This is a genomic window from Embleya sp. NPDC005971 (assembly GCF_040629175.1).
Lineage (GTDB): Bacteria > Actinomycetota > Actinomycetes > Streptomycetales > Streptomycetaceae > Embleya.
On the sequence record NZ_JBEXUX010000010.1, the window covers coordinates 78,449 to 104,035 of the forward strand.

Annotated in this window: 12 protein-coding genes; 4 read left to right on the forward strand and 8 right to left on the reverse strand. The window is 72.6% G+C overall.

From position 1 onward, the window contains the following. The first annotated feature begins 251 nt into the window (after window positions 1-251). Together ABZ374_RS11985 and ABZ374_RS11990 are read left to right on the forward strand one after the other, a co-directional pair. Window positions 252-3,824, forward strand: coding sequence for an indolepyruvate ferredoxin oxidoreductase family protein (locus ABZ374_RS11985; protein ID WP_360309719.1), 3,573 nt, complete (start codon window positions 252-254; stop codon window positions 3,822-3,824). Between the two features lie 98 nt (window positions 3,825-3,922). Further along, the gene (locus ABZ374_RS11990) at window positions 3,923-5,071 is read left to right on the forward strand and encodes an acyl-CoA dehydrogenase family protein (RefSeq protein WP_360309721.1); all 1,149 of its coding nucleotides are present in this window, start codon (window positions 3,923-3,925) and stop codon (window positions 5,069-5,071) included. 15 nt (window positions 5,072-5,086) lie between these two features. On the opposite strand, the gene ABZ374_RS11995 is transcribed toward ABZ374_RS11990, so the two are convergent. The 4 genes from ABZ374_RS11995 to ABZ374_RS12010 form a co-directional block, all read right to left on the reverse strand. Continuing rightward, on the reverse strand, window positions 5,087-5,896 hold the full coding sequence (locus ABZ374_RS11995; protein ID WP_360309723.1) for an SGNH/GDSL hydrolase family protein: 810 nt from the start codon (window positions 5,894-5,896) through the stop codon (window positions 5,087-5,089). Between the two features lie 346 nt (window positions 5,897-6,242). Continuing rightward, complete coding sequence (locus ABZ374_RS12000) at window positions 6,243-7,211, reverse strand: ATP-dependent DNA ligase (protein WP_360309725.1); 969 nt, start codon at window positions 7,209-7,211, stop codon at window positions 6,243-6,245. A 184-nt stretch (window positions 7,212-7,395) separates the two neighbouring features. After that, the gene (locus ABZ374_RS12005; RefSeq protein ID WP_360309727.1) at window positions 7,396-8,157 is read right to left on the reverse strand and encodes an alpha/beta fold hydrolase; all 762 of its coding nucleotides are present in this window, start codon (window positions 8,155-8,157) and stop codon (window positions 7,396-7,398) included. 216 nt (window positions 8,158-8,373) lie between these two features. Next, window positions 8,374-9,216: an AfsR/SARP family transcriptional regulator gene (locus ABZ374_RS12010; RefSeq protein ID WP_360309729.1), complete on the reverse strand. Its 843-nt coding sequence runs from the start codon at window positions 9,214-9,216 to the stop codon at window positions 8,374-8,376. 136 nt (window positions 9,217-9,352) lie between these two features. Here ABZ374_RS12010 and ABZ374_RS12015 point away from each other — a divergent pair, with 136 nt between their 5' ends. Together ABZ374_RS12015 and ABZ374_RS12020 are read left to right on the forward strand one after the other, a co-directional pair. Further along, window positions 9,353-10,252: a metallophosphoesterase gene (locus ABZ374_RS12015; protein ID WP_360309731.1), complete on the forward strand. Its 900-nt coding sequence runs from the start codon at window positions 9,353-9,355 to the stop codon at window positions 10,250-10,252. Window positions 10,253-10,281: 29 nt separating this feature from the next. Continuing rightward, entirely contained in the window at window positions 10,282-10,959 is a 678-nt protein-coding gene (locus tag ABZ374_RS12020) for a 4'-phosphopantetheinyl transferase superfamily protein (RefSeq protein WP_360309733.1), read from the forward strand. Between the two features lie 52 nt (window positions 10,960-11,011). On the opposite strand, the gene ABZ374_RS12025 is transcribed toward ABZ374_RS12020, so the two are convergent. The 4 genes from ABZ374_RS12025 to ABZ374_RS12040 are packed head-to-tail and all read right to left on the reverse strand — an operon-like array spanning window position 11,012 to window position 25,581. Beyond that, window positions 11,012-11,494 (reverse strand): nuclear transport factor 2 family protein, encoded by a 483-nt coding sequence (locus ABZ374_RS12025; protein ID WP_360309735.1) that lies wholly within the window; start codon window positions 11,492-11,494, stop codon window positions 11,012-11,014. Then, on the reverse strand, window positions 11,491-11,955 hold the full coding sequence (locus ABZ374_RS12030) for a nuclear transport factor 2 family protein (protein WP_360309737.1): 465 nt from the start codon (window positions 11,953-11,955) through the stop codon (window positions 11,491-11,493). The genes ABZ374_RS12025 and ABZ374_RS12030 overlap by 4 nt, the downstream gene beginning before the upstream one ends. A gap of 52 nt (window positions 11,956-12,007) precedes the next feature. Beyond that, complete coding sequence (locus ABZ374_RS12035; RefSeq protein WP_360309739.1) at window positions 12,008-16,948, reverse strand: acyltransferase domain-containing protein; 4,941 nt, start codon at window positions 16,946-16,948, stop codon at window positions 12,008-12,010. Window positions 16,949-16,989: 41 nt separating this feature from the next. Next, window positions 16,990-25,581 carry a type I polyketide synthase gene (locus ABZ374_RS12040; RefSeq protein ID WP_360309741.1) on the reverse strand — a complete coding sequence of 2,864 codons (8,592 nt, stop codon included), beginning with the start codon at window positions 25,579-25,581 and terminating at the stop codon, window positions 16,990-16,992. Between the last annotated feature and the right edge of the window lie 6 nt (window positions 25,582-25,587).

The window sequence follows — 25,587 nt, forward strand, 5'->3', positions numbered from 1 at the left end:
CATCATGATGCCCGCGATTCCGCTACCCCGGGAGCGGCGGACCCGAACGGCACACGCCGATATATAACCGGTCGGTAACCGGCTTCACGCGCAAACTAAACGATGCCTATCGCGCTCTTCAGCAAGAACTTTGCGTCTTGAAGCCGAAATTTCGCAAGGTACTTGCGTCCAGACGGAACCGTTGGTGTGCTTACCGCACCCCACCCCACCCCAGCCGCCTGCACCCTCATCCGGCTAAGACGGAGGCTTCCGTGCGCACAGATCAGGCTTCGCCTTCGCTTCCGGCTTCCGGCTCGCCGACGCCCGCATCGCCCGCCGCACCGGCCGCGCCCGCCGTCTCGTTGGACGACAAGTACACCGCCGAGCACGGCCGCGTGCTGATCTCGGGCGTGCAGGCGCTGATCCGGCTGACCCTGGAGCAGCGTCGGCTGGACGAGGCGCGCGGCCTGGACACGCGGGTGTTCGTCAGCGGATACCAGGGTTCGCCGCTCGGTGGGGTGGACCTGGAGATGGGCCGCGCCAAGCGGTTCCTGGACCCGGCCGGCGTGGTGTTCCAGGCGGGCCTGAACGAGGAGCTGGCCGCGACCGCCGTCGCCGGCACCCAGCTCGTGGACCAGACCCCGGGCGCCCGACACGCCGGGGTGACCGGCTTCTGGTACGGCAAGAACCCGGGCCTGGACCGGGCCGCGGACGCCATCCGGCACGCGACGATGGCCGGTACCGCTCCCCTCGGCGGCGCGGTCGCGTGGATCGGCGACGACCCGGGCAGCAAGTCGTCGACGGTGCCCAGCTCGTGCGAGCCGATGATGGAAAGCCTGTCGATGCCGCTGCTCGCGCCGGGAACGGTCGGCGAGATAGTCGAGTTCGGCCTGCACGCGGTCGCCATGTCCCGCGCCTGCGGCCTGTGGACCGGCCTGAAGATCGTCGCCGACATCGCCGACGCCTCGACCACGGTGGACGTGTCCGAGTGGGGCAGGGACATCCCGGTCCCGGCGGCGACCAAGCGCGGCACGCTGCCCACCCTGGTGGGCCCGGCCGCCCTCGACGCCGAGCACGACCTGATCACCCGCCGGCTCGACCTGGCCCGTGCGTACGCCCGCGAGCACGGCCTCAACCGGATCGTGCACGACACCCCGAACGCCCGCCTGGGCGTCCTCGCCGCGGGCGTGTCGTTCTCGGTGGTCCGCCGCGCGCTCGCCGACCTCGGCCTGGAGCCGGACGACGCCCTCGACGTCCGGCTGATCCGCATCGGCATGCCGTTCCCGCTGGACGACGCCGAACTGGCCGAGCTCACCGCCGGGCTGGACGAGGTCCTGGTGGTCGAGGACAAGGTGCCGTTCCTGGAGGCCCGGCTCAAGGAGGCGCTGTACCGCCGGCCCGACGCGCCGCGCATCGTCGGTCGCCGGGACGACACCGGCCGCCCGCTGCTCACCGCCCGCGGCACGCTCGGCGCGGACGACGTGGCCCGCGCCGTCGCCGCGCGGCTCGGCAGCGACCGGCTGCCCGCGTCCGCGACCGCCTACCTGGCCACGCTCGCGCCCAAGCGGCCGGCCCGGATCGCGCTGCCGATGCTGGCCTCGCGCACCCCGTACTTCTGTTCCGGCTGTCCGCACAACGCGTCCACCCGCACTGCGGACGACACCCTGGTCGGCGTCGGCATCGGCTGCCACGTGATGATCGCGTTGGACGGCAAGGGCCGCGGGCACCAGCTCGGGCTGACCCAGATGGGCGGCGAGGGCGCGCAGTGGATCGGCCTGATGCCGTTCACCGACGACAAGCACTTCGTGCAGAACCTCGGCGACGGCACCTTCCACCACTCGGGCTCGCTGGCGATCCGGGCCGCGGTCGCGGCCGGCGCCAAGATGACCTACAAGCTGCTGTACAACGACGCGGTCGCGATGACCGGTGGTCAAAAGGCCGAAGGGCGCCTGGACGTACCGTCGTTGACCCGCTGGCTCGCGGTCGAGGGGGTGCGCCGGGTGGTGGTCACCACCGACGACCCGCGCAGCTACCGGGGGGTTCGGCTCGACCCGATCGCCAGTGTCCGGCACCGCGACGAACTCTCGGCGGCCGAGGTCGAGTTGGCCGGGCTCGACGGGGTGACCGTGTTGATCCACGACGACCGGTGCGCGGCCGAGGAGCGCCGACTGCGCAAGCGTGGGCAGTTGCCGACACCGGCCGAGAAGGTGGTGATCAACGAGCGGGTGTGCGAGGGCTGCGGAGACTGCGGGGACAAGTCCACGTGCTTGTCGGTGCAGCCCGTGGACACCGAGTTCGGCCGCAAGACGCACATCCACCAGGGCTCGTGCAACTCGGACTTCAGTTGCCTCAAGGGCGACTGCCCGTCCTTCCTGCTGGTCGAGCCGGGCACCCGCAAGGCCCGCGAGATACCGGACCTGCCGCTCGAACCGGCGCTGCCGCAGCCCCGGTTCGCCGACGCCGACGTGCTGCTGCGGATGCCCGGCATCGGCGGGACCGGCGTGGTGACGGTGTCCTCGATCCTGCAGATGGCCGCGCACCTGGACGGCCGGCACGCGGCCGGCCTGGAGCAGACCGGGCTGGCCCAGAAGGGCGGCCCGGTGGTGTCCGACCTGCGCATCTCGCACCGGCCGATCGACGGCGCGCTGCGCGCCTCGCGGGCCGGCGCCGATGTGCTGATCGGCTTCGACCTGCTCGGCACCGCGGCGGCGAGCAACCTGGCCAGTGCCGACGCCGATCGCACGATCGCCGTGGTGAACACCGCGATCGTGCCGACCGCCGCGATGGTCACCAACCAGATCGCGCTGCCCGGGTCGCCGACCGAGACGCTGGAGCGGATCGACGCGGCCACCCGGCGGGCCGACAACCTCTATCTGGACGCCCTGGGCCTGTCCGAGGCACTGTTCGCCGACCACATGCCGGCCAACATGATCCTGATCGGCGCCGCGTTCCAGCACGGCTGCCTGCCGCTGAGCGTGGCGGCGATCGAGCAGGCGATCACCCTCAACGGCGCGGCCGTGGCCAAGAACCTGGCGGCGTTCCGCTGGGGACGGGCGATGGCCGTGGACCCGGCCGCGGTACTGGCCGCCGCCGTCGCGGCGCCGCCGCACGCGGTGGTCGAGGTCGACGCGGCCTCGGTCGCGCTGGCCGAGGGCGCGGGCGGCGACGCGGAGCTGCGCGAGGTGCTGGGCACCCGGATCGCCGATCTGACCGGCTACCAGGACGCGACCTACGCCCGCCGGTACGCCGACGACGTGCGCACGATCCGGACCCTGGCGGTCGAGCGGGCGGGCACGGCGGCCGGTGAGCGGGTCGCGGTGGCGTACGCGCGGGCGCTGCACCACCTGATGGCGTACAAGGACGAGTACGAGGTCGCCCGGCTGCACCTGGACCCGGTGGAACAGGCCAGGCGGGACGCGGAGTTCGGCCCGGATGCGACGGTGTCGGTGATGCTGCACCCGCCGGTGCTGCGCTACCTGGGGATGAACCGCAAGATCCGGCTGCGGCGCACGGCCGGCCCGGCCTTCCGGGCGTTGCGTGCGGCGCGCGGCCTGCGCGGGACCCGCTGGGACCTGTTCGGCTACGCCGAGGTGCGTCGGGTCGAGCGCGAACTGGTCCCGCAGTACCGGGGGCTGGTCCGCACCGCGCTGCGCGAGTTGTCCGCGAACAACGTCGACGCGGTGGTCGAGTTGGTGGAACTGCCGGAGACGATCCGCGGCTACGAGGAGATCAAGCTCGCCCGGGTCGCCGAGTACCGCGCGGCGGTACGCACCGCGCTGACCGCGCTGACCGCCCCTGCGGCCGGCGCCAACGCCTCGGACGCCACGCTCGTCACGGCCGGCTGACCCACCGGCCCGCCCGGCGGCCCGATCCGATCCCCGTCGGCTCGGGCCCGCCACCTTTTCCCCACCCTCTCCCGCCTTCCCCGACCTCCGGAGCAGCCGTGACCGTCGACCGCCTCCTGCCCACTCGGGATGCCGAGGACCTGCTCGATCTCACCCGTACCGTCGCCGACCGCGAGCTGGCTCCACTGGCCGCCCGGCACGAGCGCGAGGAGTCGTATCCGGAAGGGTTGTTCGGCATCCTGGGCGAGGTCGGCCTGCTGGGTCTGCCGTATCCGGAGGAGGACGGCGGCGGCGGTCAGCCGTACGAGGTCTACCTTCAGGTGCTGGAGGAACTTGCGGCGCGCTGGGCGGCGGTGGCGGTGGCCACCAGCGTGCACACGCTGGCCTGTTTCCCGGTGGCCACCTACGGTTCGCCGGCCCAGCGCGAGCGGTGGTTGCCGCGGATGCTGGAGGGTCGGCTGATCGGCGGCTACAGCCTGTCCGAACCGCACGCCGGCTCGGACGCGGCCGCGATCGTCTGCAAGGCGCGCCCGGTCGACGGCGGTTACCGGATCAACGGCACCAAGGCGTGGATCACGCACGGCGGCAAGGCGGACTTCTACGCCCTGTTCGCCCGGACCGGCGAGGGCAGTCGGGGCATCTCGTGCTTCCTGGCACCCGGTGCGACCGAGGGGCTGGTCTTCGGTCGGCCCGAGGAGAAGATGGGCCTCAACGCGGTGCCCACGACCAGCGCGTTCTGGGACGGCGCGGTGCTGGAGCAGGACCGGCTGATCGGCGCCGAGGGGCAGGGGCTGGCCATCGCGTTGAGCGCGCTGGACTCGGGCCGGCTGGGCATCGCGGCCTGTGCGACCGGCCTGGCCCAGGCCGCGTTGGACGCGGCGGTGGACTACGCCAACGAACGCACCACGTTCGGCCGCCGGATCGTCGACCACCAGGGCCTGGGCTTCCTGCTGGCCGACATGGCCGCCGCCGTCGACTCGGCACGCGCCACCTACCTGGACGCGGCCCGCCGCCGCGACCTGGGCCGGCCGTACGGCCGACAGGCGAGTGTGGCGAAGTTGATCGCCACCGACGCGGCGATGAAGGTCACCACGGACGCGGTCCAGGTCTTCGGCGGTTGCGGCTACACCCGTGAGTTCCCGGTCGAGCGCTACATGCGCGAAGCAAAGATCATGCAGATCTTCGAGGGCACCAACCAGATCCAACGCATGGTCATCGCACGGCAGTTCGCTCGACCCACGAAGTAGCGGGCGGGCTGCGGGTCAGCCGACGCGGACGCCCGTGACGGCTTGCAGTTCGGGCAGGTAGCCCTGGCTCTGGCCGCTGCTCGTGGGGTGGTAGGACTCGTCCAGGGGCAGGGTGACACCGTGGATCCACACGTTGGACCCGCACACCCCGTGGCCGGCGAAACGGCCGCGTACGTCGGCGAAGGTGGCTCGGGCGGCGCCGGCGCGTTGCCTGGTGACGTCGGCCAGTGTGTCGGCGGCCTCGTCGAGGATGGTGCGCTTGTACTTGCTCAGGCCCAGGAAGCACGAGCCGAGTTCGAACAGGCGCGGGTAACCGAGCACGACCAGGCGGGCGTTGGGCGCCCGGTTGCGGATCTGCGTGTAGGTGGCGTCGAGGTCGGCGGGCAGGGTGTTGGTGGCGTAGGTCTTGGCCTTGGTGACCGCGACGGCGCAGTCCGCGTCGGAGGCCAGCACGCAGGTCTTGATGGTGTCCACGAAGCCGGCGTCGTTGCCGCCGATGCTGATGGTCACCAGTGTGGTCGCGGAGTCGAGCACGGAGAGTTGGCCGGCGCGCACGTCGGCGGTCTTGGCTCCGGAACAGGCCGCGAAGGCGAAGCCGCCCGGGTGGCTGCGATTCCACAAGACCGGATAGGAGTTGGCGCTGCGCTTGCAGGCGCCGCTGTCGGATAAGTAGTTGCCCGCGCCGACGCCGGCGCTGTACGAGTCGCCCAGCGCGGCGTAGTTGGTGGTGGCGGCGGCCTGGGCGGTCGGTGCGACGAGGGCGGTGCCGGCGACGACGGTGACGGCGAGAGCCGTCGCGGACAGGGTGCGGGGCAGCGAAAGCACGAATGGTCTCCTCGGCGGACGTGGGGACGCCGGCGGAGGCCTCGACGGGCGTTGCGCTGCCGTACCTGAACGTGTCGACCCATCGAACCGCCCGAGCCGCCACGCCCGTTCGCGCGTCCGGCCCTTCCGCAGTCGTCGCCCGTGGCACTCGGCGTGAAGCCCCATCGTCCCGTGCCCGAATCGCCACTGCATAGACGGATTTCGGCCCCGCGAGGGGCGATCGTCCGCCTGCGGTCCCGGCCTTGGGCGCGGTGGGCGACTGCCGGATGACCTCCGCCGGATCCTTGCTCGGCGGCTTCGCTTCGACGGACCTTCGAGCCGCCGACCCGACCGGATCGGCGACTGCTCAGCGGCGGGTCAGGTCCGGGCGCAGCCGTTGCCAGGTGGGGTTGCGCAGGCGGCCGGTGGTGGTGCGGCCGGAGACGGTGACCTCGGCGATCAGGCGGGGTTCGACCCACTGGGCGCCGGGGACGTCGACGAAGTCGGCAAAGGGTGTGTCGGGGCGGGCGAGCGCACCCAGATATTCGCCGAGTTCGCCGCGTTCGGCGTCGGTCAGGCCGTGCTCGACGGTGCCGGCGAAGCGCAGGCCGTCCGGTGCGTCGACGCCCACGAGCAGGCTGCCCGGCAGGCCGCGCAACTCGGCTCGGCCCTCGACCCAGCCGCCGATGATCACGTTGTGCGTCTCGACGTGTCCGGCCTTGATCCAGTCCGGTGAGCGCAGGCCGGGCTGGTAGTCCGAGGCCAGCCGCTTTGCGACGATGCCCTCGTACCCGTGTCCCAGGCTCGTCGCCCACGCGCGTTGCACGTCGCCCTCGGTCCACCCGGGCGTCGACCAGCGCGCGCCGGTGAGATCGAGGCTCTCCAGCAACATCCGGCGCTCGCGATACGGAGTGGCCAGCAGCGACCGGCCGTCCAGATACATCACGTCGAAGAGCATCAGATGCACCGGCGTGTCCATCGTCAGCCGGGCCACCTTGCGCGGGTTGACCGCGCCCGTCCGCCGCCGGAGCAAATCGACGTCGGGCCGCCCCCGGTCGTCCAGGACCACGATCTCGCCGTCGAGCACCGCCTGCCGCTGCCCGTGCTGGTTGCCGATCCCGGCCAGCTCGGGATAGGTACGGGTGACGTCGCCACCGTCGCGGGAGAGCAACCGCAACGTGCCGTCGCCCGCGCAGTACGCCACCGTACGGGCACCGTCCCACAGGACCTCGAAGCCCCAGTCGAGGTCCTGTCCCTCCCCCGGCAACGGCGCCGCGACGGCCAGCATCGGCTCGATCTCGGGCAATACGGCATGAACTTGTTCCTGACCGGCCATGCCTCGATCATCGGCGGGGCGCTGCGGGGCCGCCGGCGGAGCCCGAGCCTGATTCGTATGCCTGTTCGAAGCACCGGCCGCCGACCTGCTCGTCCCGCATCGGCGCCCCGCCGGCGACCGGGAGCCATTCGAGCGAGCAGCGCCGGACGGGCCGCCGGACCCGCGCCGGTCGTCCGCTCGGCCGTCAGCCCCGACCGGTCGTCGCCGAGATCACGTCGGCGATGTGTGCGGTGACCGCCGGCTGGTGGTCGGTGAGGTAGAAGTGGCCGCCGGCGAAGGTGTGCAGGGCGAAGGTGCCGTTGGTGTGCTCGCGCCAGGACATCGCCTCGTCCAGGGTGACCTTCGGGTCGGTGTCGCCGATCAGCACGGTGATCGGGCATTCCAGCGGCTCGCCGGGCGCGCAGGTGTAGGTCTCGATCGCGCGATAGTCGGCACGCAGCGCGGGCAGCACCATCTGCAACACCTCGTCGTCCGCCAGCAGACTCGCGTCCGTGCCGCTCATCGAGCGCAGCTCGGCGGCCAGTCCCGCGTCGTCCAGCAGGTGCAGTGCCTCGTCCCGCCACCGGTCCGGGGCCCGCCGACCGGAGGCGATCAGCGCGGCCGGCCGCACGCGCAGCCGGCGGGCCACCTCGAAGCCGAGGATCGCGCCCATGCTGTGGCCGAACAGGGTCAGTGGGCGCTCCTCGTCCAGCCACGGATCCAGCGCGGCGGTGATCCGGTCCGCCAGCGTGCCGATGTCGTCCACCAGTGGTTCGGCGCGTCGATCCTGGCGACCGGGATATTGCACACCCAGCACCTCGACCCGGCCCTTGAGCGCCGCCGACAGCGGGAACCAGAAGCTCGCCGAGCCCCCCGCGTGCGGCAGGGCGACCAGGCGCGGAAGCGGGTCGGACGTCGGGTGGAACCGGCGGATCCAGGCGTCCGATACGGCGGAGGCGGTTGTCATGACGAGCCCTTCTTGATCGTCGCTGCGGTGGTTGTCGCTGCTGTGCTTTTCGCTGCCCCGGTTTTCGCTGCTCCGGTCGTGGCCGACGTGCTCACGGGTACCGTGCCTCGTGGCCGGCGTGCCCGTGGTTACGGTGCCCATGGTGACCGTGCCCGTGGCCGCTCGGTCGTGGCGGTCGTGGTGGTGCCGCCTTCTTCGGCGCGGATGTGTCCGGGCTCACCCGGCCATCGAGTCCGTGCGCGCGCCCAGTGGTTCCACGCCGGTGAGCACCGCGTGCTGGACCTCGCGCAGCGCGCGGGAGGGTTCCAGGCCGAGCAGTTCGCGCAACGCGCCGCGCGTGTCCTGGTACACCGCGAGCGCCTCGCCGCGTCGGCCGCAGTGATACAGCGCGACCATCAGGTGTCGGGCGAAGTTCTCGTGCAGCGGGTACTCGGCGGTCAGTGCGTACAGGCGGGCGACGCTCTCCCGGTAGCGGCCCAGCGCGAGGTCGGCCTCGACCAACAGTTCGAGACACTCCAGCCGGGACGCCTCCAGCCGCGCGGCGTGCGCCCGCACGATCGGGCCGTGGGCGACCCCCGCGTAGGCCGGCCCGCGCCACAGCTCCAGCGCACCGCCGAAGGTCTCGGCCGCCTCGTGCTGCCGGCCCGCCCGCAGGGCCGCCCGGCCCCGGTCGACCAGGCCGTGGAAGGCGTCCGCGTCCAGCCGGTCCGGTCCGGCGTGCAGGATGTAGCCGCCGGCACACGTGGCCAACGGGCCGCTGCGCGCGGGCCCCGAGGCACCGAGCGCGGCCCGCAGGCGGGACACGTATACGTGCACCGTGGACTTGGCCCGCTGCGGCCGGGGGCCGGGCCAGATCTCGGCGACGATCTGGTCGACCGTCAACATCTGGCCTCGCCGCGCGAGCAGGGCGGCCAGGAGGGTTTCCGGCTTGGGCGCCGCGATCGTGCGCGGCTCGGCGCCGTCGACGATCCGCACAGGGCCGAGAATCTCGTACCGCAACGGCTCTTCCCTCTCTTCGGCGGTCGGGGTCATGTTCACCGGCAGTCCGGTCTTGCTCACTGACGACGGTGACATATGCCGGGCGTGTGGCGTACCCCTGACCGACCCCTACGTGACCTTGCACGGGAATTGCGCGGTAACCGCACTCGGCCGCGTCACACTTCCCAGCACCCCCGAACCGGCTTATGGTCGATCGATGAGCACAGCCCGTTCGCCCGAGCGCGCGTTGTACGCCGTCAGCGACCTGCATTCCGCGATCCCGTCCAACCGCGCCATCGTCGAAGGCATCCGACCCCGCACCGACGACGACTGGATCATCGTCGCGGGGGACGTGGCCGAGCACGTCGAGGACACCCAGGCCACCCTCCGGTTGCTCGCCGACCGCTTCGCGCGGGTGGTGTGGGTGCCCGGCAACCACGAGTTGTGGTCCACGCCCGACGACTCGGTGCAGTTGCGCGGCGAGCGACGCTATCGGCATCTGGTCGCGATGTGCCGGGAGTTGGGTGTGCTCACTCCCGAGGATCCGTTCGCGATCTGGGACGGGCCGGGTGGTCCGGTCACCGTGGCACCGCTGTTCGTGCTCTACGACTACACCTGGCGTCCGCCGGGTGCGGCCACGCAGCAGGAGGCGTTGGACGCCGCGTACGCCGCCGGTGTGGTGTGCAGCGACGAGTTCATGCTGCACCCGGATCCGTACTCCAGCCGCGGCGAGTGGTGCCGGGCCCGGGTGGCGTACAGCGAGGGCCGGCTCGCGGCGGCGGCCGATCCGGCCGCGCCGCTGCTGATGGTCAATCACTTCCCGCTGGTCCGGGAGCCCACGGACGTGATGTGGTACCCGGAGTTCGTCCAGTGGTGCGGCACCGACCTCACCGCCGACTGGCATCGCCGCTTCCCCACCGCCGCCGTGGTGTACGGCCACCTGCACATCCCGCGCACCACCTGGTACGACGGGGTGCGCTTCGAGGAGGTCTCGCTCGGCTATCCGCGCGAGCGCAAGAACGGGCTGCGGCGGCCGATCCCGCGCCGGATCGTACCCGCCGAGCCGAGCGACACCGCCCAGAGCAGCCGCCCGGGCCGCCAGGCGGGTGCCCGATGACCCTCTCGCACGCCGACGCCGGAGATTCGATGACCACCTCGCCAACCGACGCCGCAGGTTCGATGATCGCCCGGGTGTTGCCGCCGGAGGTCTTCGCCGAGGAATCCTTCGACGACCCGGACGGGCCGCCGCTGTTCCCGGCCGAGGAGGCGCTGCTGACCAAGGCGGTGGACAAGCGCCGCCGCGAGTTCACCACCGTACGGCGGTGCGCACGCCGCGCGTTGGCCCGAATGGGGATACCGGCCGCGCCTCTCCTGCCGGGGCTGCGCGGGGCGCCGGGCTGGCCGGCCGGTGTGGTGGGCAGCATGACGCACTGCGCGGGATATCGCGCTGCGGCCGTCGCGGACGGGGCGGTGTTGCTGACCCTGGGCATCGACGCCGAACCCGCGTTGCCGCTGCCCGACGGGGTGTTGGCCACCGTCTCGTCGGAGACCGAGCGCAAGCACTTGGCCGACCTGGCCGCCGGCCGGCCCGAGATCGCCTGGGACCGGTTGCTGTTCAGCGCCAAGGAGTCGGTCTACAAGGCGTGGTTCCCGCTCACCGAGCGCTGGTTGGACTTCGCCGAGGCGGAGATCGGGTTCGACCCCGAGGCGGGCACCTTCGCCGCCCGGTTGTTGATCGAGGACCGCCCGCTGGACGGCTTCGCCGGGCGCTGGCAGGTCGACGCGGGCATCGCGGTGACCACGATCGCGGTGGCCCGAAGCTGAGCCGATCGGGTGGGGCCGAAGGCGTGCCCTCGGCCCCACCCGCATCCGTCCGTCAGTCCCGCGCGAACCGGGGCACGTTCGCTGCGGTGGGCCGCCACGCCTCGGCGAACTCGGCCGGCAGCTCGATCCGATCCAGGATCGGGTGCCTGGGCACCGAGACCCGGTACTTGATCCGCCATCCGCGCGCGGTGCGCTCCAGGATGTCGTAGTAGTCCCCTCCGTGCACCTCGCCGTCGATCAGCGTCGCGATGTAGCGGCTGCGGGCCCGGACCGTGCCGCCCTCGTCCACCAGGAGCACGATGTCCAGGGTCTGGTGGTCCGGGGTGTCCGGGCTGCGCCGACCGGTGAACTGCCGGGCCGAGGCCAGGCCGTCGATCGTGTAGCCGCCGCCGATCGTGTTCTCGATCACCGCGTCGTCGGTGAACACCCGGTCCAGGTTCGCGATCTCGTCGTTGTCGAAGACGTGCGCGAACCGGGCGAGCGTGTCGTGGATCCCCGCGACGTCCTCGGCGGTCAGGGTGGATTCCGCGGTCACGGCGCGACCACCTCGGAAAGCCGTACCGGCAGCGGGAATTCGACCTTGGTCACGCCCGCCTCCGGCTGCCGCGGCGCGCGCGGCAGGCTCAGTCGGTAGGCGATCCGCCAGCCGGCCGGTGTCTCCCGCAGAATGTCCAGGAACTCGCCGCCGGTGAGCCGACCGGCCGGGTTGATCCCGAGGTAGCGGCTGCGCGCCTGGACCTGCCCGTACTCGTCCACCTCGACGGTGGTGTTGAGCGTGTGGTGGTCGGGCGTCGCCGCGCTCTTGCCCCGGGTGTACTCGGCGAACTCGGCGATACCCCGGAAGGCCCGTGCCGGCCCGACGCCGATCTCGACCACGACGTCCTCGGTGAACACGAGGTCGAGCCCGGCCACGTCGCCGTTGTCGAAGACGTGCGCGAACAGCGCGAGCGTGCGGTGGATCTCGGCGAGATCCACCGGGGACAGTACCTTCGTCATGAATTTCCCAGCCTCGTAGTGGTGTTGCGTGACACTGCGGAGGTGGAGCGGGTCAGCCGGGGAGCCCGGCCGCCCAGTCCACGATGGTCGCCGCCGTCAGATCGGCGTGGTCCTCCAGCACGGTGAAGTGGTCGCCGGTGACCCCGATCAGGTCGTGCGGCAGGGGCCAGTACGCCCGCCAGTCCCATCGACCCTCCGGGTCGATCACGGTGCCCGCCACCGGCGTCTGCGCCTGGGCGACCAGCGTGGGGGTGGCGATCGGCTGCGGCTTCCAGTCCGCGAACAGGCGCTGGTACAGGCCCATCGTGCTCAGGTTGGTGTCGTCGAGCGTCATGTCGTACTGCGCCACCCGGCCCAGGAGACCCTCGATCATCGCGGGCAGCCACCAGTCCATGCCCGGCACCAGCGCGGTGTCGATCGGGAAGGTGTCGATCAACCCGAGGGCGATCGGCGGCACCCCCTCGGCCTCCAGTCGGCGGGTCACCTCGTGCGCGATGCAGCCGCCCATCGAACGCCCCACCACGATGTACGGCCGATCACCCACGGCCGCCCGCACCGATTCCACATGCATCCGCAGCAGCGCGTCGGCGTGGTCGGGCAACGACTCGTCGGCCCCGAAGCCGGGCGTCTGGATCACGAACACGTCCCGCTCGCCCTGGAACACCTGCCCGAACCGGGCGTATTCGTGCGGACCGGAGATCGCGCTCAACGACGGGAAGCAGACGATCGCGGGCCCGGCGTCGCCGGAGGCGAAGCGCAGCACCGGCTTGACGTGCCGATCCCGCTCGGCCTCCGGGAAGGACGCGCGCAGACCCGCCGAGGCCATGATCACCTCGGCCGCGGTGAGGTACTTCCCGGCCGCGCACAACTGGACGTAGAAGGAGGCCAACGCACCCTTGGTGCGCTCGACGGGAGCCGGCTCCGAACTCGTGGGGGCCACCGGCGAGCCGCCCCGGCCCGCCAGTTCGGCACGCAGATGCAGGGCGAGGGCGCGCGGGGTGGGGTGCGCGATGGTGACCGTGGCGGGCAACCGCAGACCGGTCGCGCCGGCCAGCCGGTTGCGCAGTTCCACGGCGGTCAGCGAGTCCAGGCCGACCTCCAGGAACGCCTGGTCGGCATCCACCGACTCGTCCGGCGAGTGGCCGAGCACGACGGCGAGTTCGGTGTGCACGAGATCGGCCAGGAGTTCGTCCCGCTCGCCCTCGGACGCCGTCGCGAGCCGCCGGGCGAAGGCCGGTTCGGCGCTCGCCGTCCCGGAGCGCACCGACCGTCGGGTCCGCCGTGCGGGGCGCTGGTGCGCCGCGTCCGCTCCGGCCTCTTGCGGTCGGCTTCCGGGGTCTGTGGCGAGCCGGCCACCGGGCACCGGGCGCGAGGTCAACGACCCGACCGAGAGCACCGGCGCCCCGGTCTCGTCGGTTGCCTCCAGCGACACCGCGTCCGGTCCGGCCGGGGTGAGCCGTACCCGCAGCCGGGCGGCCCCGGTCGCGTGCAGCCGCACGTCGTTCCAGGCGTAGGCCAGGCTGGTCGCGGCCGGTTCGCCGGCCGCCTCGGCACGCCGCAGCGCATCCACCACCGCAAGGTGCAGCGTCGCGTCGAGCAGCGCCGGATGCACCCCGAACCGCGCCGCGTCGTCGGCCTGTTCCTCGGCCAGCGCGACTTCGGCGAACAGCGCCCGGTCGATGCGCCAGGCCGCCTGGAGCCCCTGGAACACCGGCCCGTAGTCGATCCCGGCGGCGCCCAGCAGTTCGTAGGCGTCCTCGACCGGCACCTCGACCGCCTCGTCGGGCGGCCAGACGCCGACAGCGGACGTCTCGGCCTCGGTCCCGGCCGGTTCGGACGTCAGGAACCCGGCGGCGTGCCGCACCCATTCCGCATCGACCGCGGCCGACTCCGCCCGCGAGAACACCGCGAAGGTGCGCCGCCCGTCCTCGGCCGCCGTGCCCACCACGACCCGGAGGTGCGTGGCCGCGTCCGGGTCCGCCAGAATCAGCGGCGCCTCGATCACGAGTTCGTCCACCGCGCCCGATCCCACCTCGTCCCCGGCTCGCACGGCGAGTTCCAGGAACACAGACGCCGGCAACAACACCGTGTCCTGGACGGCGTGATCGGCCAGCCACGGGTGCGAACGCACCGAGATCCGCCCGGTCAACAACACCTCGTCGCCCTCGCCGGTGTCCACCGAGGCGCCGAGCAGGGGATGTTCGACCGCCCGTAGACCCAGCGACGAGGCACCGGCCGCAGGTCGGGCCGGAGTCTCCCGCCAGTAGCGCCTGCGCTGGAACGCGTAGGTGGGCAACTCGATTCCATCGGGCTGGTGTTCGGTGTAGGCCGGGGTCCAGTCCACCGGCACGCCCCGCACGAAGGCTTCGGCGAGTGAGGTGTACAGGCGCTGCGCGCCGCCCTGGTCACGACGCAACGTGCCGACCACGACCGGGTTCTCCGTACCCGCCTCGTCCAACGTCGCCTCGATCGCCGTGGTCAACACCGGATGCGGGCTCACCTCCACGAACACCCCGTGCCCCGAAGCCGCCAGACCCCGAGTGGCCTCCTCGAAGCGAACCGTCTCGCGCAGATTCGTCGCCCAGTAGGCGGCATCCATCACAGCGGTGTCGATCCAGTCACCGGTCACCGTCGACCACACCGGAACCGTCCCGGACACCGGCGCGATCCCGGCCAGATCGGCCACGATCCGCTCCCGGATCTCCTCCACCTGGGCCGAATGCGACGCGTAGTCGACGGGGATCAGACGGGCCCGGCCGTCCTCGGCGGTCACCGACGCGACCAACTCCTCCAGCGCGGCCGGCTCCCCCGACACGACCACCTGACCCGGGCCGTTCACCGCCGCGACCGAGATCCGCCCGTCCCACCCGGCAATCCGCGCCGCCACGTCCGACTCGGGCAACGCCACCGAACCCATCCCGCCACGACCCGACAACGCCACGATCGCCCGACTGCGCAACGCCACCACCCGGGCGCCGTCCTCCAGCGTCAACCCGCCCGCCACCACCGCCGCCGCAATCTCACCCTGCGAATGACCCACCAACGCATCCGGCACCACCCCGTACGACCGCCACACTTCGGCCAGCGACACCAACACCGCCCACAACACCGGCTGGACCACATCCACCCGATCCAACGACGGCACACCCTCCACACCCGTCAAGACCTCGACCGGCGACCAATCCACAAACGACTCCAACGCCTTCGCGCACTCCCCGAAGCGAGCCCCGAACACCGGGGACTGCGCGTACAGATCGGCCGCCATCCCCACCCACTGCGAACCCTGACCGGGAAAAACGAACACCGTCTTCCCGACCGGCCCCGCCGACCCGGTCACCACACCGGTCACCGAGTCGCCGCGTCGGACCGCTTCCAGCGCCTCGGTCAGTGCGTCCCGGTCGCCGATCACCACGGCCCGCTCGCCGAAGGTCGCCCGGGTGGACGCCAACGAGAAGCCCACGTCGGCGGTGCGCGGCGACGGGTCCACGGCGAGCCGCTCCGTCAGCCGATCCGCCTGGGCCCGCAGCGCGTCCGGCGTCTTCGCCGACAACACCCACGGCAGGGTCACCGGCTCCGGGGTGGCGTCCCGCTCGGGAATCTCGGCGCCGGCCTCGGGGAGTTCGAGAATGACGTGGGCATTGGTCCCGCTCACCCCGAACGCCGACACTGCCGCCCGACGCGGTCGCCCGGTCTGCGGCCACGGCCGAGCCTGCGTCAACAACCGCACCGCGCCCGCCGACCAGTCCACATGCGGGGTCGGCTCCTCGGCGTGCAGCGTCCTGGGCAACACCCCGTGCCGCAACGCCTCGACCATCTTGATCACCCCGGCCACCCCCGCCGCGGCCTGCGCATGCCCGATATTCGACTTCAACGAGCCCAACCACAAAGGCTCTTCAGCCGGACGACCCTGGCCATAGGTCGCCAACAACGCCTGCGCCTCGATCGGATCACCCAGCGTGGTGCCCGTCCCGTGTGCCTCCACCACGTCCACGTCACCCGTGGCCAGTTCGGCGTTGGCCAGCGCCTCGCGGATCACCCGTTGTTGCGCGGGTCCGTTGGGCGCGGTCAGGCCGTTCGAGGCGCCGTCCTGGTTCACCGCGCTGCCGCGCACCACCGCGAGTACCCGGTGGCCGAGTCGTTCGGCGTCGGAGAGCCGCTCCAGGATCAGCACGCCGACCCCCTCCGCCCAGCCGGTGCCGTCCGCCGACGCGGCGAACGCCTTGCAGCGGCCGTCCACGGACAATCCGCGTTGCCGGGAGAACTCGACGTAGCCCATCGGCGAGGCCATCACCGTGGCCCCGCCCGCGACCGCGAGGTCGCTTTCGCCCGCGCGCAGCGACTGGGCGGCCAGGTGCAGCGCCACCAGCGACGACGAGCACGCGGTGTCCACCGTCACCGCCGGGCCCTCGAAGCCGAAGGTGTACGAGATCCGGCCGGACGCCACGCTGCCCAGCGTGCCGGTGCCGAGATAGCCCTCCAGTTCCTCCGGGACCTGGTCCAGGGCCGGGGCGTAGTCGATGCCGGCGATCCCGGTGAACACCGAGGTCCGGCTCCGACGCAGACCGGTGACGTCGATCCCGGCCCGCTCGAACGCGTCCCACGCGGTCTCTAGGAGCAGCCGCTGCTGGGGGTCGATGGCCGGCGCCTCACGGGGCGAGATGCCGAAGAACGCCGCGTCGAAGTCCCCGGCGTCCGGCAGGAAGGCGCCTGCCGTCGTATAGGTGGTGCCGGGTCGGTCGGGGTCCGGGTGGTAGATGTCGCGCAGGTCCCAGCCTCGATCGGTGGGCGCCTCGCCGACCGCGTCGGTGCCGGAATCGACCAGCCGCCACAGGTCTTCGGGCGAGTCGACACCGCCGGGCAGCCGGCAGGCCATCCCGACGATCGCGATCGGCTCGCGTCGGCTCGCCTCGACGTCGCGGACCCGCTTGCGGGCGTCGCGGACGTCGGCCAGTGCACGCTTGAGATATCCCCGGAGCTTTTCTTCGTCCGCCATGGAACTGCCTTTCCTGGTTGCGTTGGTGGGGTCCGGGGGGATCAGCGGGATTCGAGGTCGCCGTCGAGCAGGCCGAAGAGTTCCTCGTCGCTGGCACTGTCCAGGTCGATCTCGTCGGAGATCACCGGCGCCGCGACGACGCTCGCCTCGCCCCACTTGTTCGCCAGCACCCGCAGTCGGTCGATGATCGCCAACCGGCGGGCCGAGTCGCCGAGGTCCGCGGTCAACGCGGCGTCCAGTCGGTCGAGTTCGGCCAGCGCCGCCGGCAGCGGCAGGCCCGGGGTCGCGATCGTCGACTGTTCGGCGAGGAACTCGGCGACGCCCGCCGGGGTCGGGTAGTCGAAGATCAGCGTGGCGGGCAGTTGCAGTCCCGACCCCGCGTTGAGCCGGTTGCGCAGCTCCACCGCCGTCAGCGAGTCGAACCCGAGCTCGCGGAAGGCCCGTTCGGGCTCGACGGTGGCCGGGTCGCCGTGCCCGAGCACCACGGCCGTCTCGGCGCGGACGAACTCCAGGACGACGGACTCTCGTTCGGCACCGGTCAACCCGACGAGTCGACCCGGCAGGGTGGGTCCGGCGTCCTCGGTCGGCCGGGAAGGCTCGTCGGGCAGTGCGCCGGCGTCGCCTCGGGCGGTCCGGCTGCCGTCCAGCCAGTACCGCTCGTGCTGAAACGCGTAGGTGGGCAACTCCACCCGGCGCGGTCGGTACCCGGCGTAGGCCGTGCTCCAGTCGACGTCGACGCCGCGCACCCACAGCTCGGCGAGGGACGTGTACAGGCGCTGCGCGCCGCCCTGGTCGCGGCGCAGCGTGCCGACCACCAGCGACCGGGTCGCCGCGGCGTCCTCCAGGGTGTCCTGGATCGCGGCCACCAGCACCGGATGCGGGCTCACCTCGACGAACACCCCGTGTCCGGCGGCGGCGAGGCCGCGGGTGGCCTCCTCGAACCGCACGGTCTCGCGGAGGTTGTCCGCCCAGTAGGCGGCGTCCATCGTCGCGGTGTCCAGCCACTCGCCGGTGAGCGTCGAGCGCAGCGGCACCGAGCCGGAGACGGGCACGATCGGGGCGAGGTCGGCCAGGATGCGCTCGCGGATCTCGTCCACGTGGGCCGAGTGCGACGCGTAGTCCACCGGGATCAACCGGGCCCGGCCGCCCTCGGCGGTGACCGAGTCGACCAGTTCGGTGAGCGTTTCGGGCTCGCCCGACACCACCACCTGCCCGGGGCCGTTCACCGCCGCGATCGAGATCTTCCCGTCCCAGCGGGCGATGCGCTCCCGGACCTGGGTCTCGGGGAGCGCCAGGGAGGCCATCCCGCCGCGCCCGGACAGCGCCACGATCGCCCGACTGCGCAACGCGACGACCCGAGCGCCGTCCGCGAGCGAGAGACCGCCGGCGACCACGGCGGCGGCGATCTCGCCCTGCGAGTGGCCGACCACGGCATCGGGGGTCACGCCGTACGAGCGCCACACTTGCGCCAGCGAGACCAGTACGGCCCACAACACGGGCTGGACCACGTCCACCCGATCCAGCGTGGGCGCGCCCTCGACGCCGGTCAGCACGTCGACGGCCGACCAGTCCACGAACGGTTCCAACGCCTTGGCGCACTCACCGAATCGGGACGCGAACACCGGCGACTGGAACAGCAGTTCGGCGGCCATTCCGGTCCACTGCGAGCCCTGGCCGGGGAAGACGAACACCGTGCGGCCGAGCGGGCCGGTCGCCGATCCGGTCACCACGCCGGCGGCGGAGTCGCCTCGGGCGAGCGCGGCCAGGCCGGTGGTCGGCGAGTCGCGGGCCACGATCACCACGGCGCGCTCTTCGAACGCGGCCCGGCTGCCGATCAGGGCCGCGCCGACGTCCACCGGGTGGGGGTCGGCCGCCGTGACGAACTCGGCGAGCCGGGCCGCCTGTCCGCGCAGCGCCGGGGCCCGCTTGGCGGACACGATCCAGGGCAGCACCACGTCGGGGCGCGGGTCGTTCGGTTCGGGTTCGGGCTCCAGTGGCGGTTGTTCCAGGATCACGTGCGCGTTGGTGCCGCTGACTCCGAACGAGGAGACCCCGGCCCGACGTGGCCGGCCGGTCTGCGGCCACGGCCGAGCCTGCGTCAACAACCGCACCGCGCCCGCCGACCAGTCCACATGCGGACTCGGCTCGTCCACATGCAACGTCTTCGGCAACACACCATGCCGGAGCGCCTCGACCATCTTGATCACCCCGGCCACCCCCGCCGCGGCCTGCGCATGCCCGATATTCGACTTCAACGAGCCCAACCACAAAGGCTCTTCGGCCGACCGACCCTGACCGTAGGTCGCCAACAGGGCCTGCGCCTCGATCGGATCACCCAGCGTCGTCCCCGTCCCATGCGCCTCCACCACGTCCACATCACCGACGGCCAGCCCCGAATTCGCCAACGCCTGCCGAATCACCCGCTGCTGCGACGGACCATTCGGCGCCGTCAACCCATTCGACGCACCGTCCTGATTCACCGCACTGCCCCGCACCACCGCCAACACCCGATGCCCATAACGCCGCGCATCCGAGAGTCGCTCCAGCAGCAGCATGCCGACGCCCTCGGCCCAGCCGACGCCGTCCGCCGCCCCCGCGAACGCCTTGCAGCGGCCGTCCACGGACAAGCCGCGCTGCCGGGAGAACTCGGTGAACGCGCCGGGCGAGGCCATCACCGCGACACCGCCGGCGAGCGCCAGGTCGCTCTCGCCCAGCCGCAACGACTGCGCGGCGAGGTGCAGGGTGACCAGCGAGGACGAGCACGCGGTGTCGATGGTGACCGCCGGGCCCTCGAAGCCGAACGAGTAGGAGATCCGGCCGGACGCGACGCTGCCCGCGTTGCCGTTGCCGACGTAACCCTCCAGCGTGCTGGGCACGTTGCCCGGATGTGGCGCGTAGTCGTGGTACATCACGCCGGCGAAGACGCCGGTTCGGCTGCCGCGCAGGGTCGTCGGGTCGATGCCGGCCTGCTCGATCACCTCCCACGTGGTCTCCAGGAGCAGCCGCTGTTGCGGATCGGTGGCCAGCGCCTCACGCGGCGAGATCTCGAAGAAGCCCGCGTCGAACTCGGCGGCGTCGTAGAGGAATCCGCCGTGCCTGGTGTACGACTTGCCGGCCGCCTCCGGGTCCGGGTCGAACAGCTCCTCGACGTCCCAGCCTCGATCGCTCGGGAACTCCCCCACCGCGTCGGTGCCGGCTTCGACCAGGCGCCACAGGTCGGCCGAGGAGGCGACGCCGCCCGGGAGCCGGCAGGCCATGCCGACGATGACGATCGGGTCGTCCGTCGACGGGGTGGGCAGGTTCGGGCCGGAGGCCGGTGCGACCGGCTCATCCCGCAGATCGCCGAGCAGTTCGCCGCGCAGGTACTCGGCCAGCGCGCCCGGGGTCGGGTAGTCGAAGACCAGCGTCGCGGGCAGCCGCAGGCCGGTACCGGCGTTGAGCCGGTTGCGCAGCTCGACGGCGGTGAGCGAGTCCATGCCCAGGTCGCTGAACGCCCGCCGGACGCCGACCGCGTCCGGCTCCGCGCCGAGCACGCCGGCGACCTCCGCGCGGACCAGGTCGAGCAGTTCCTGTTCGCGTTCGGCCGGGCCGAGAGCGGCCAACCGCCGGGCGAGCGAGGCCGCGCCGGCTGCCTGGGCGGCTGCGGCCTGCCGTCGCTGCGGCCGGACCAGGCCGCGCAGCGGCGCCGGGACCGCTTCCGGCCGGGCGCGCAGGCCGGCCAGGTCCAGCGGTGCGGGAATCAGGACGGCCCGGTCCGACTCGATCGAACCCCCGTCCGGCCGCACCGCCAGGTCGAACAGCCGCAGCCCGTCCGTCGAGGCCAGCGCGCGGATCCCGGCCCGGGCCGCGCGCCGGCGATCCGCGTCGGCCAGGTGCGCGGTCATCCCGCCCGCCTCGGCCCACATGCCCCAGGCCAGCGAGATCGCGGGCAGCCCGGCGGCACGGCGGCGGGCGGCGAGTGCGTCCAGGAAGCTGTTGGCCGCCGCGTAGTTTCCCTGGCCGGGGCCGCCGAGTACGGCCGCCACCGAGGAGAACAACACGAAGCCCGCCAGGTCATGTTCGCGGGTCAGCTCGTGCAGATGCCAACTCGCGTCGGCCTTGGGCCGGAGCACCGCGGCCAGCCGCTCGGGGGTGAGCGCGTCGAGCACACCGTCGTCGATGACCCCCGCCGCATGCACGACGGCGGTCAGCGGATGGGCCACCGGCACGCTCGCGAGCAGCGCGGCCAGCGCCTCCCGGTCGGACACGTCCGTCGCCACGACGGTCACCTGCGCACCGAGCCCGGTCAGCTCGGCGACCAGATCACCCGCACCGGGTGTGTGCAACCCCCGACGGCCGGTCAACAACAGCCGGCGCAGGCCGTGTTCGACCACCAGATGGCGAGCCAGCAGTGCACCGAGCACGCCGACGCCGCCGGTGATCAGGACCGTGCCGTCCGGATCCCAGCCGCGCACCTCGCGCGGATCGAGCGATACGGGCCGGCGCAGGCGCGGGACGTGCAACGCGCCCGCACGCAGCGCGAGTTGCGGTTCGTCGGTGGCCAGTGCGGTCGCGTACGCGGCGCCCAGGCCGGTCGGTGCGGCGAGGTCGTCCCGGTCGAGGTCGATCAGTACGATCCGACCCGGCTGTTCGGACTGGGCCGAGCGGACCAGGCCGGCCACCGCCGCGCCGGCCGGGTCGGGAGCGTCGCCGTCGGCCACGGCGAACGCGCCGCGGGTGAGTACCAGGACACGCTCGGCGTCGCCCTGGAGCACGGCCAGCACACGGGCGCTCTCCCGGTGCGCGGCGGCGAGAATGTCCTCCGGCCCGGTCTCGACCGCGACCACGAGGGTGCCGTCGTCGAGCGACTCGGTATCCGAGCCGGGCTCGATGCCCACCGTCGCGGGTAGTTCGACCCAGCCCGGCTCGAACAGGGTGTCCTGCCCCGCCGAACGCGACGCGTCGAGCTGATCCACCGTCACCGGCCGGGTGGCCAAAGCCTCGATCGATGCCACCGGCGCGCCGCTCGCGTCGGCGGCCCGGAAGGTCAGTTCGCCCGGACCGGTCATCGCGATCCGAACGCGCAGCGCGGTCGCACCGGCGGCGTGCAGCCGTACCCCGTTCCAGACGAACGGCAGTCGACGGCCCGCTTCCGCCGCCGACTCGTCCAGGTCGCGCACCGACGCGAGGTGCAGAGCCGCGTCGAAAAGCGCCGGGTGGATGCCGAACCGGGCCGCGTCCGGATGCGCTTCGGCGGGCAGGGCGACCTCGGCGAGCAGTTCGTCGCCGAGCCGCCAGGCGGCCCGCAGGCCCCGGAAGGTCGGCCCGTACCCGATCCCGGCCTCCGCGAGCGCGGCGTAGGCCCCGCTCACGTCGAGCGCCGTCGCCCCGACCGGCGGCCACTGCTCGGGCTCGGCGGCGGCGCGCGGCGTGTCCTCGGACGCGACCAGGAAACCGGCCGCGTGCCGCACCCACGGCGTGTTCGGCTCGGCCTGCTCCGGCCGGGCGTACACCGCGATCGACCGCCGGTCGGCCGGCTCGCCGGTGGAGCCGCCGACGACCACCTGGAGGTGCACCGCGTCCCGCTCGTGCAGGATCAGCGGCGCCTCGATCACCAACTCGTCCACGGTGTCCAGGCCGACCTCGTCACCGGCGCGGATCGCCGCTTCCACGAAAGCCGTTCCGGGCACCAGGGCCGAGCCGAACACGACGTGGTCGGCCAGCCACGGATGGGTGCGCAGGGACAGTCGGCCGGTCAGCAGCACCGTCTCGGTGCCGCCGTCCGCCGCCGCGTCCTCGCCGCCGGCGACCCGCAACGACGCGGCCACCAAGGGGTGGTCCGCCGCCACGAGGCCGAGCCCCGCCGCGTTCGTGGCGCCGCTCGCGGGTTGGTCGATCCAGAAGCGGCGGTGCTGGAACGCGTAGGTGGGCAGGTCGACCCGGCGGGCATCGGAACCGGCGTACAGGGCGGACCAGTCGACGTCGGCGCCGTTCGTGTACGCGGTGCCCAGTGCGAGCAGCGCGGTGTCCGGCTCCGGTCGATCGCGGCGCAGCGCCGCGGCGAACGCACTCTCCTCGGCGGCGGGTGTCTCGGCCAGGGTGTCCTGGGCCATCGCGGTCAACACGCCGTCCGGGCCGAGCTCCAGATAGGTGGTGACGCCGGCCGCCGCGAGGTGGTCGATCACGTCCTTGAAGCGGACCGCGTGGCGCACATGGGCCACCCAGTGGCCGGGATCGCCGAGCTCCTCGATGCCGACGGGCCGACCGGTGAGGTTGGAGACCACCGGGATGCGTGGGGCCCGGTAGGTGAGCCCGGCCGCGATCCGCTCGAACTCGGCGAGCATGCCGGTCATCAGCGGCGAGTGGAACGCGTGGCTGACCCGCAGCCGCTTGGTCTTGCGGCCCTGCTCGGCGAAACCGGCGGCGACCGCGAGGGCCACGTCGGCGTCGCCGGAGAGCACGATCGAGTGCGGTCCGTTGATCGCCGCGATGCCGACCAGGTCCACCTGCTCGGCCAGCGCGGCGGCGGCCTCCGTCTCGGTGGCCTGGATCGCGATCATCGCGCCGGTGGTCGGCATCGCCTGCATCAGCCGGGCCCGAGCCGCCACCAGCGTCGCCGCATCGGCGATCGAGAGCACGTCCGCGACGTGTGCGGCGCTGAGTTCGCCGAGCGAGTGTCCGGTGACGAAGTCCGGTCGCAGGCCCCACGACGCGTACAGCCGGTGGAGCGCGACCTCGATCGCGAAGAGGGCGGGCTGCGCGTACACGGTGCGATCCAGTTGCTCGGCCGCGTCCTCGGCGACGCCGAACACCACGTCGCGCAGCGGATGCGGCACGTGGCCGGCGAGTTCGCGATCCAGCGCCGCGGCGATCTCGTCGAACGCGGCGGCGAACACCGGGTAGGCGTCGTACAGTTCGCGGCCCATGCCGACCCGCTGGCTGCCCTGACCGGTGAACAGGTAGGCGAGTGCGCCGGATCCGACGGCCGAACCACGCACCACGCCGGTGCTCGGCGTGTCGGCCGCGAGTGCGTCGAGGCCGGCCAGGAACCCGGCCGGCTCGCCGGCGACCAGCACCGCGCGCTCGTCGAACGCGGCCCGGGAGGTGACCAGCGAATGGCCGATGTCCGCCGGGTCGCTCGCCTGGGCCTCGGCCTCGCGCAGGTGCGTGGCGAGTCGGGCGGCCTGGGCGCGCAACGCGGCGGGGGTTCGGGCGGAGAGCAGCCAGGGTGCGGCGGGAAGCGCGTTTCCGTGCCGCTCGGGCGCCTCGACGGCTTCGGGCTGCTCCAGGATCAGGTGCGCGTTCGTGCCGCTCGCGCCGAACGCGGAGATCCCGACCCGACGCGGGCGTCCCGTCTGCGGCCACGCGCGTGGCTCGGTGAGCAGCCGGACCGTGCCCGCCGACCAGTCCACGTGCGGCGTCGGCTCGTCCACGTGCAGCGTCTTGGGCAACACGCCGTGCCGCATCGCCTCGATCATCTTGATCACGCCGACGATCCCGGCGGCGGCCTGGGTGTGCCCGATGTTGGACTTGGCCGAACCGATCCACAGCGGCCGGTCCTCGGGGCGGTCCTTGCCGTAGGTCGCGATCAGCGCCTGCGCCTCGATCGGGTCGCCGAGCGTGGTCCCGGTGCCGTGCGCCTCGACCGCGTCGACGTCGGCCGCGCTCAGCCGGGCGTTGCGCAGTGCCTGCCGGATCACCCGCTGCTGGGACGGGCCGTTCGGCGCGGTCAGACCGTTGGACGCCCCGTCCTGGTTGACCGCGCTGCCGCGCAGCACGGCGAGCACCGGGTGGCCCAGTCGCCGGGCGTCCGCCAGCCGTTCCACCAGCACCAGGCCGGTGCCCTCGGACCATCCGGTGCCGTCGGCCGCACCGGCGAACGCCTTGCACCGGCCGTCCGGGGCCAGGCCGCGCTGCCGGGAGAACTCGGTGAATCCCAGCGGCGAGGCCATCAGGGTCACCCCGCCCGCGAGCGCGAGGTCGCATTCGCCGTCGCGCAGCGCGTGCGCCGCCAGGTGCAGCGCGACCAGCGAGGACGAGCACGCGGTGTCCACGGTGACCGCCGGGCCCTCGAAGCCGAACGAGTAGGCGATCCGCCCGGACGCGACGCCGGCCGCATTGCCGTTGCCGATGTAGCCGCCGACCTCGTCGGGCACCTCGGTCAGCCGAGCCGCGTAGTCCTGCCCGTTCAGGCCGGCGAACACCCCGGTCCGGCTGCCCGCCAGCGTGCCGGGATCGATGCCGACCCGCTCGAACAGCTCCCAGGCGGTCTCCAGCAGAAGCCGGTGTTGCGGGTCGGTGGCGAGTGCCTCGCGCGGCGAGATGCCGAAGAACTCGGCGTCGAAACCGGCGATGTCGGGCAGGAACGCGCCCTGCCGGGTGTACGTCTTGCCGGGTCGATCGGGATCGGGATCGTACAGCTCCTCGACGTCCCAGCCGCGGTCCTGCGGGAAGTCGCCGACCACGTCGATGCCTTCGGCCAGGATGCGCCACAACTGCTCGGGCGATTCGGCGCCACCGGGCAGCCGGCAGGCCGCCGAGACGATCGCGATCGGCTCGGGCGTCGGGTGTTGCGCCTCCTTGAGCTGTTCCCGGGTGTCGTGCAGCTCGACGGTGAGCCGCTTGAGCAGGTGGCGGATCTGCTGGTCGCTCATGGTGGT

Excerpts from the sequence above, each read along its gene's own strand:
- ABZ374_RS12000 (WP_360309725.1), bottom strand. The coding sequence starts at position 7,211 with ATGGCCGGTCAGGAACAAGTTCATGCCGTATTGCCCGAGATCGAGCCG.
- ABZ374_RS12005 (WP_360309727.1), bottom strand. The coding sequence starts at position 8,157 with ATGACAACCGCCTCCGCCGTATCGGACGCCTGGATCCGCCGGTTCCAC.
- ABZ374_RS12015 (WP_360309731.1), top strand. The coding sequence starts at position 9,353 with ATGAGCACAGCCCGTTCGCCCGAGCGCGCGTTGTACGCCGTCAGCGAC.
- ABZ374_RS12020 (WP_360309733.1), top strand. The coding sequence starts at position 10,282 with ATGACCACCTCGCCAACCGACGCCGCAGGTTCGATGATCGCCCGGGTG.
- ABZ374_RS12030 (WP_360309737.1), bottom strand. The coding sequence starts at position 11,955 with ATGACGAAGGTACTGTCCCCGGTGGATCTCGCCGAGATCCACCGCACG.
- ABZ374_RS12035 (WP_360309739.1), bottom strand. The coding sequence starts at position 16,948 with ATGGCGGACGAAGAAAAGCTCCGGGGATATCTCAAGCGTGCACTGGCC.
- ABZ374_RS12040 (WP_360309741.1), bottom strand. The coding sequence starts at position 25,581 with ATGAGCGACCAGCAGATCCGCCACCTGCTCAAGCGGCTCACCGTCGAG.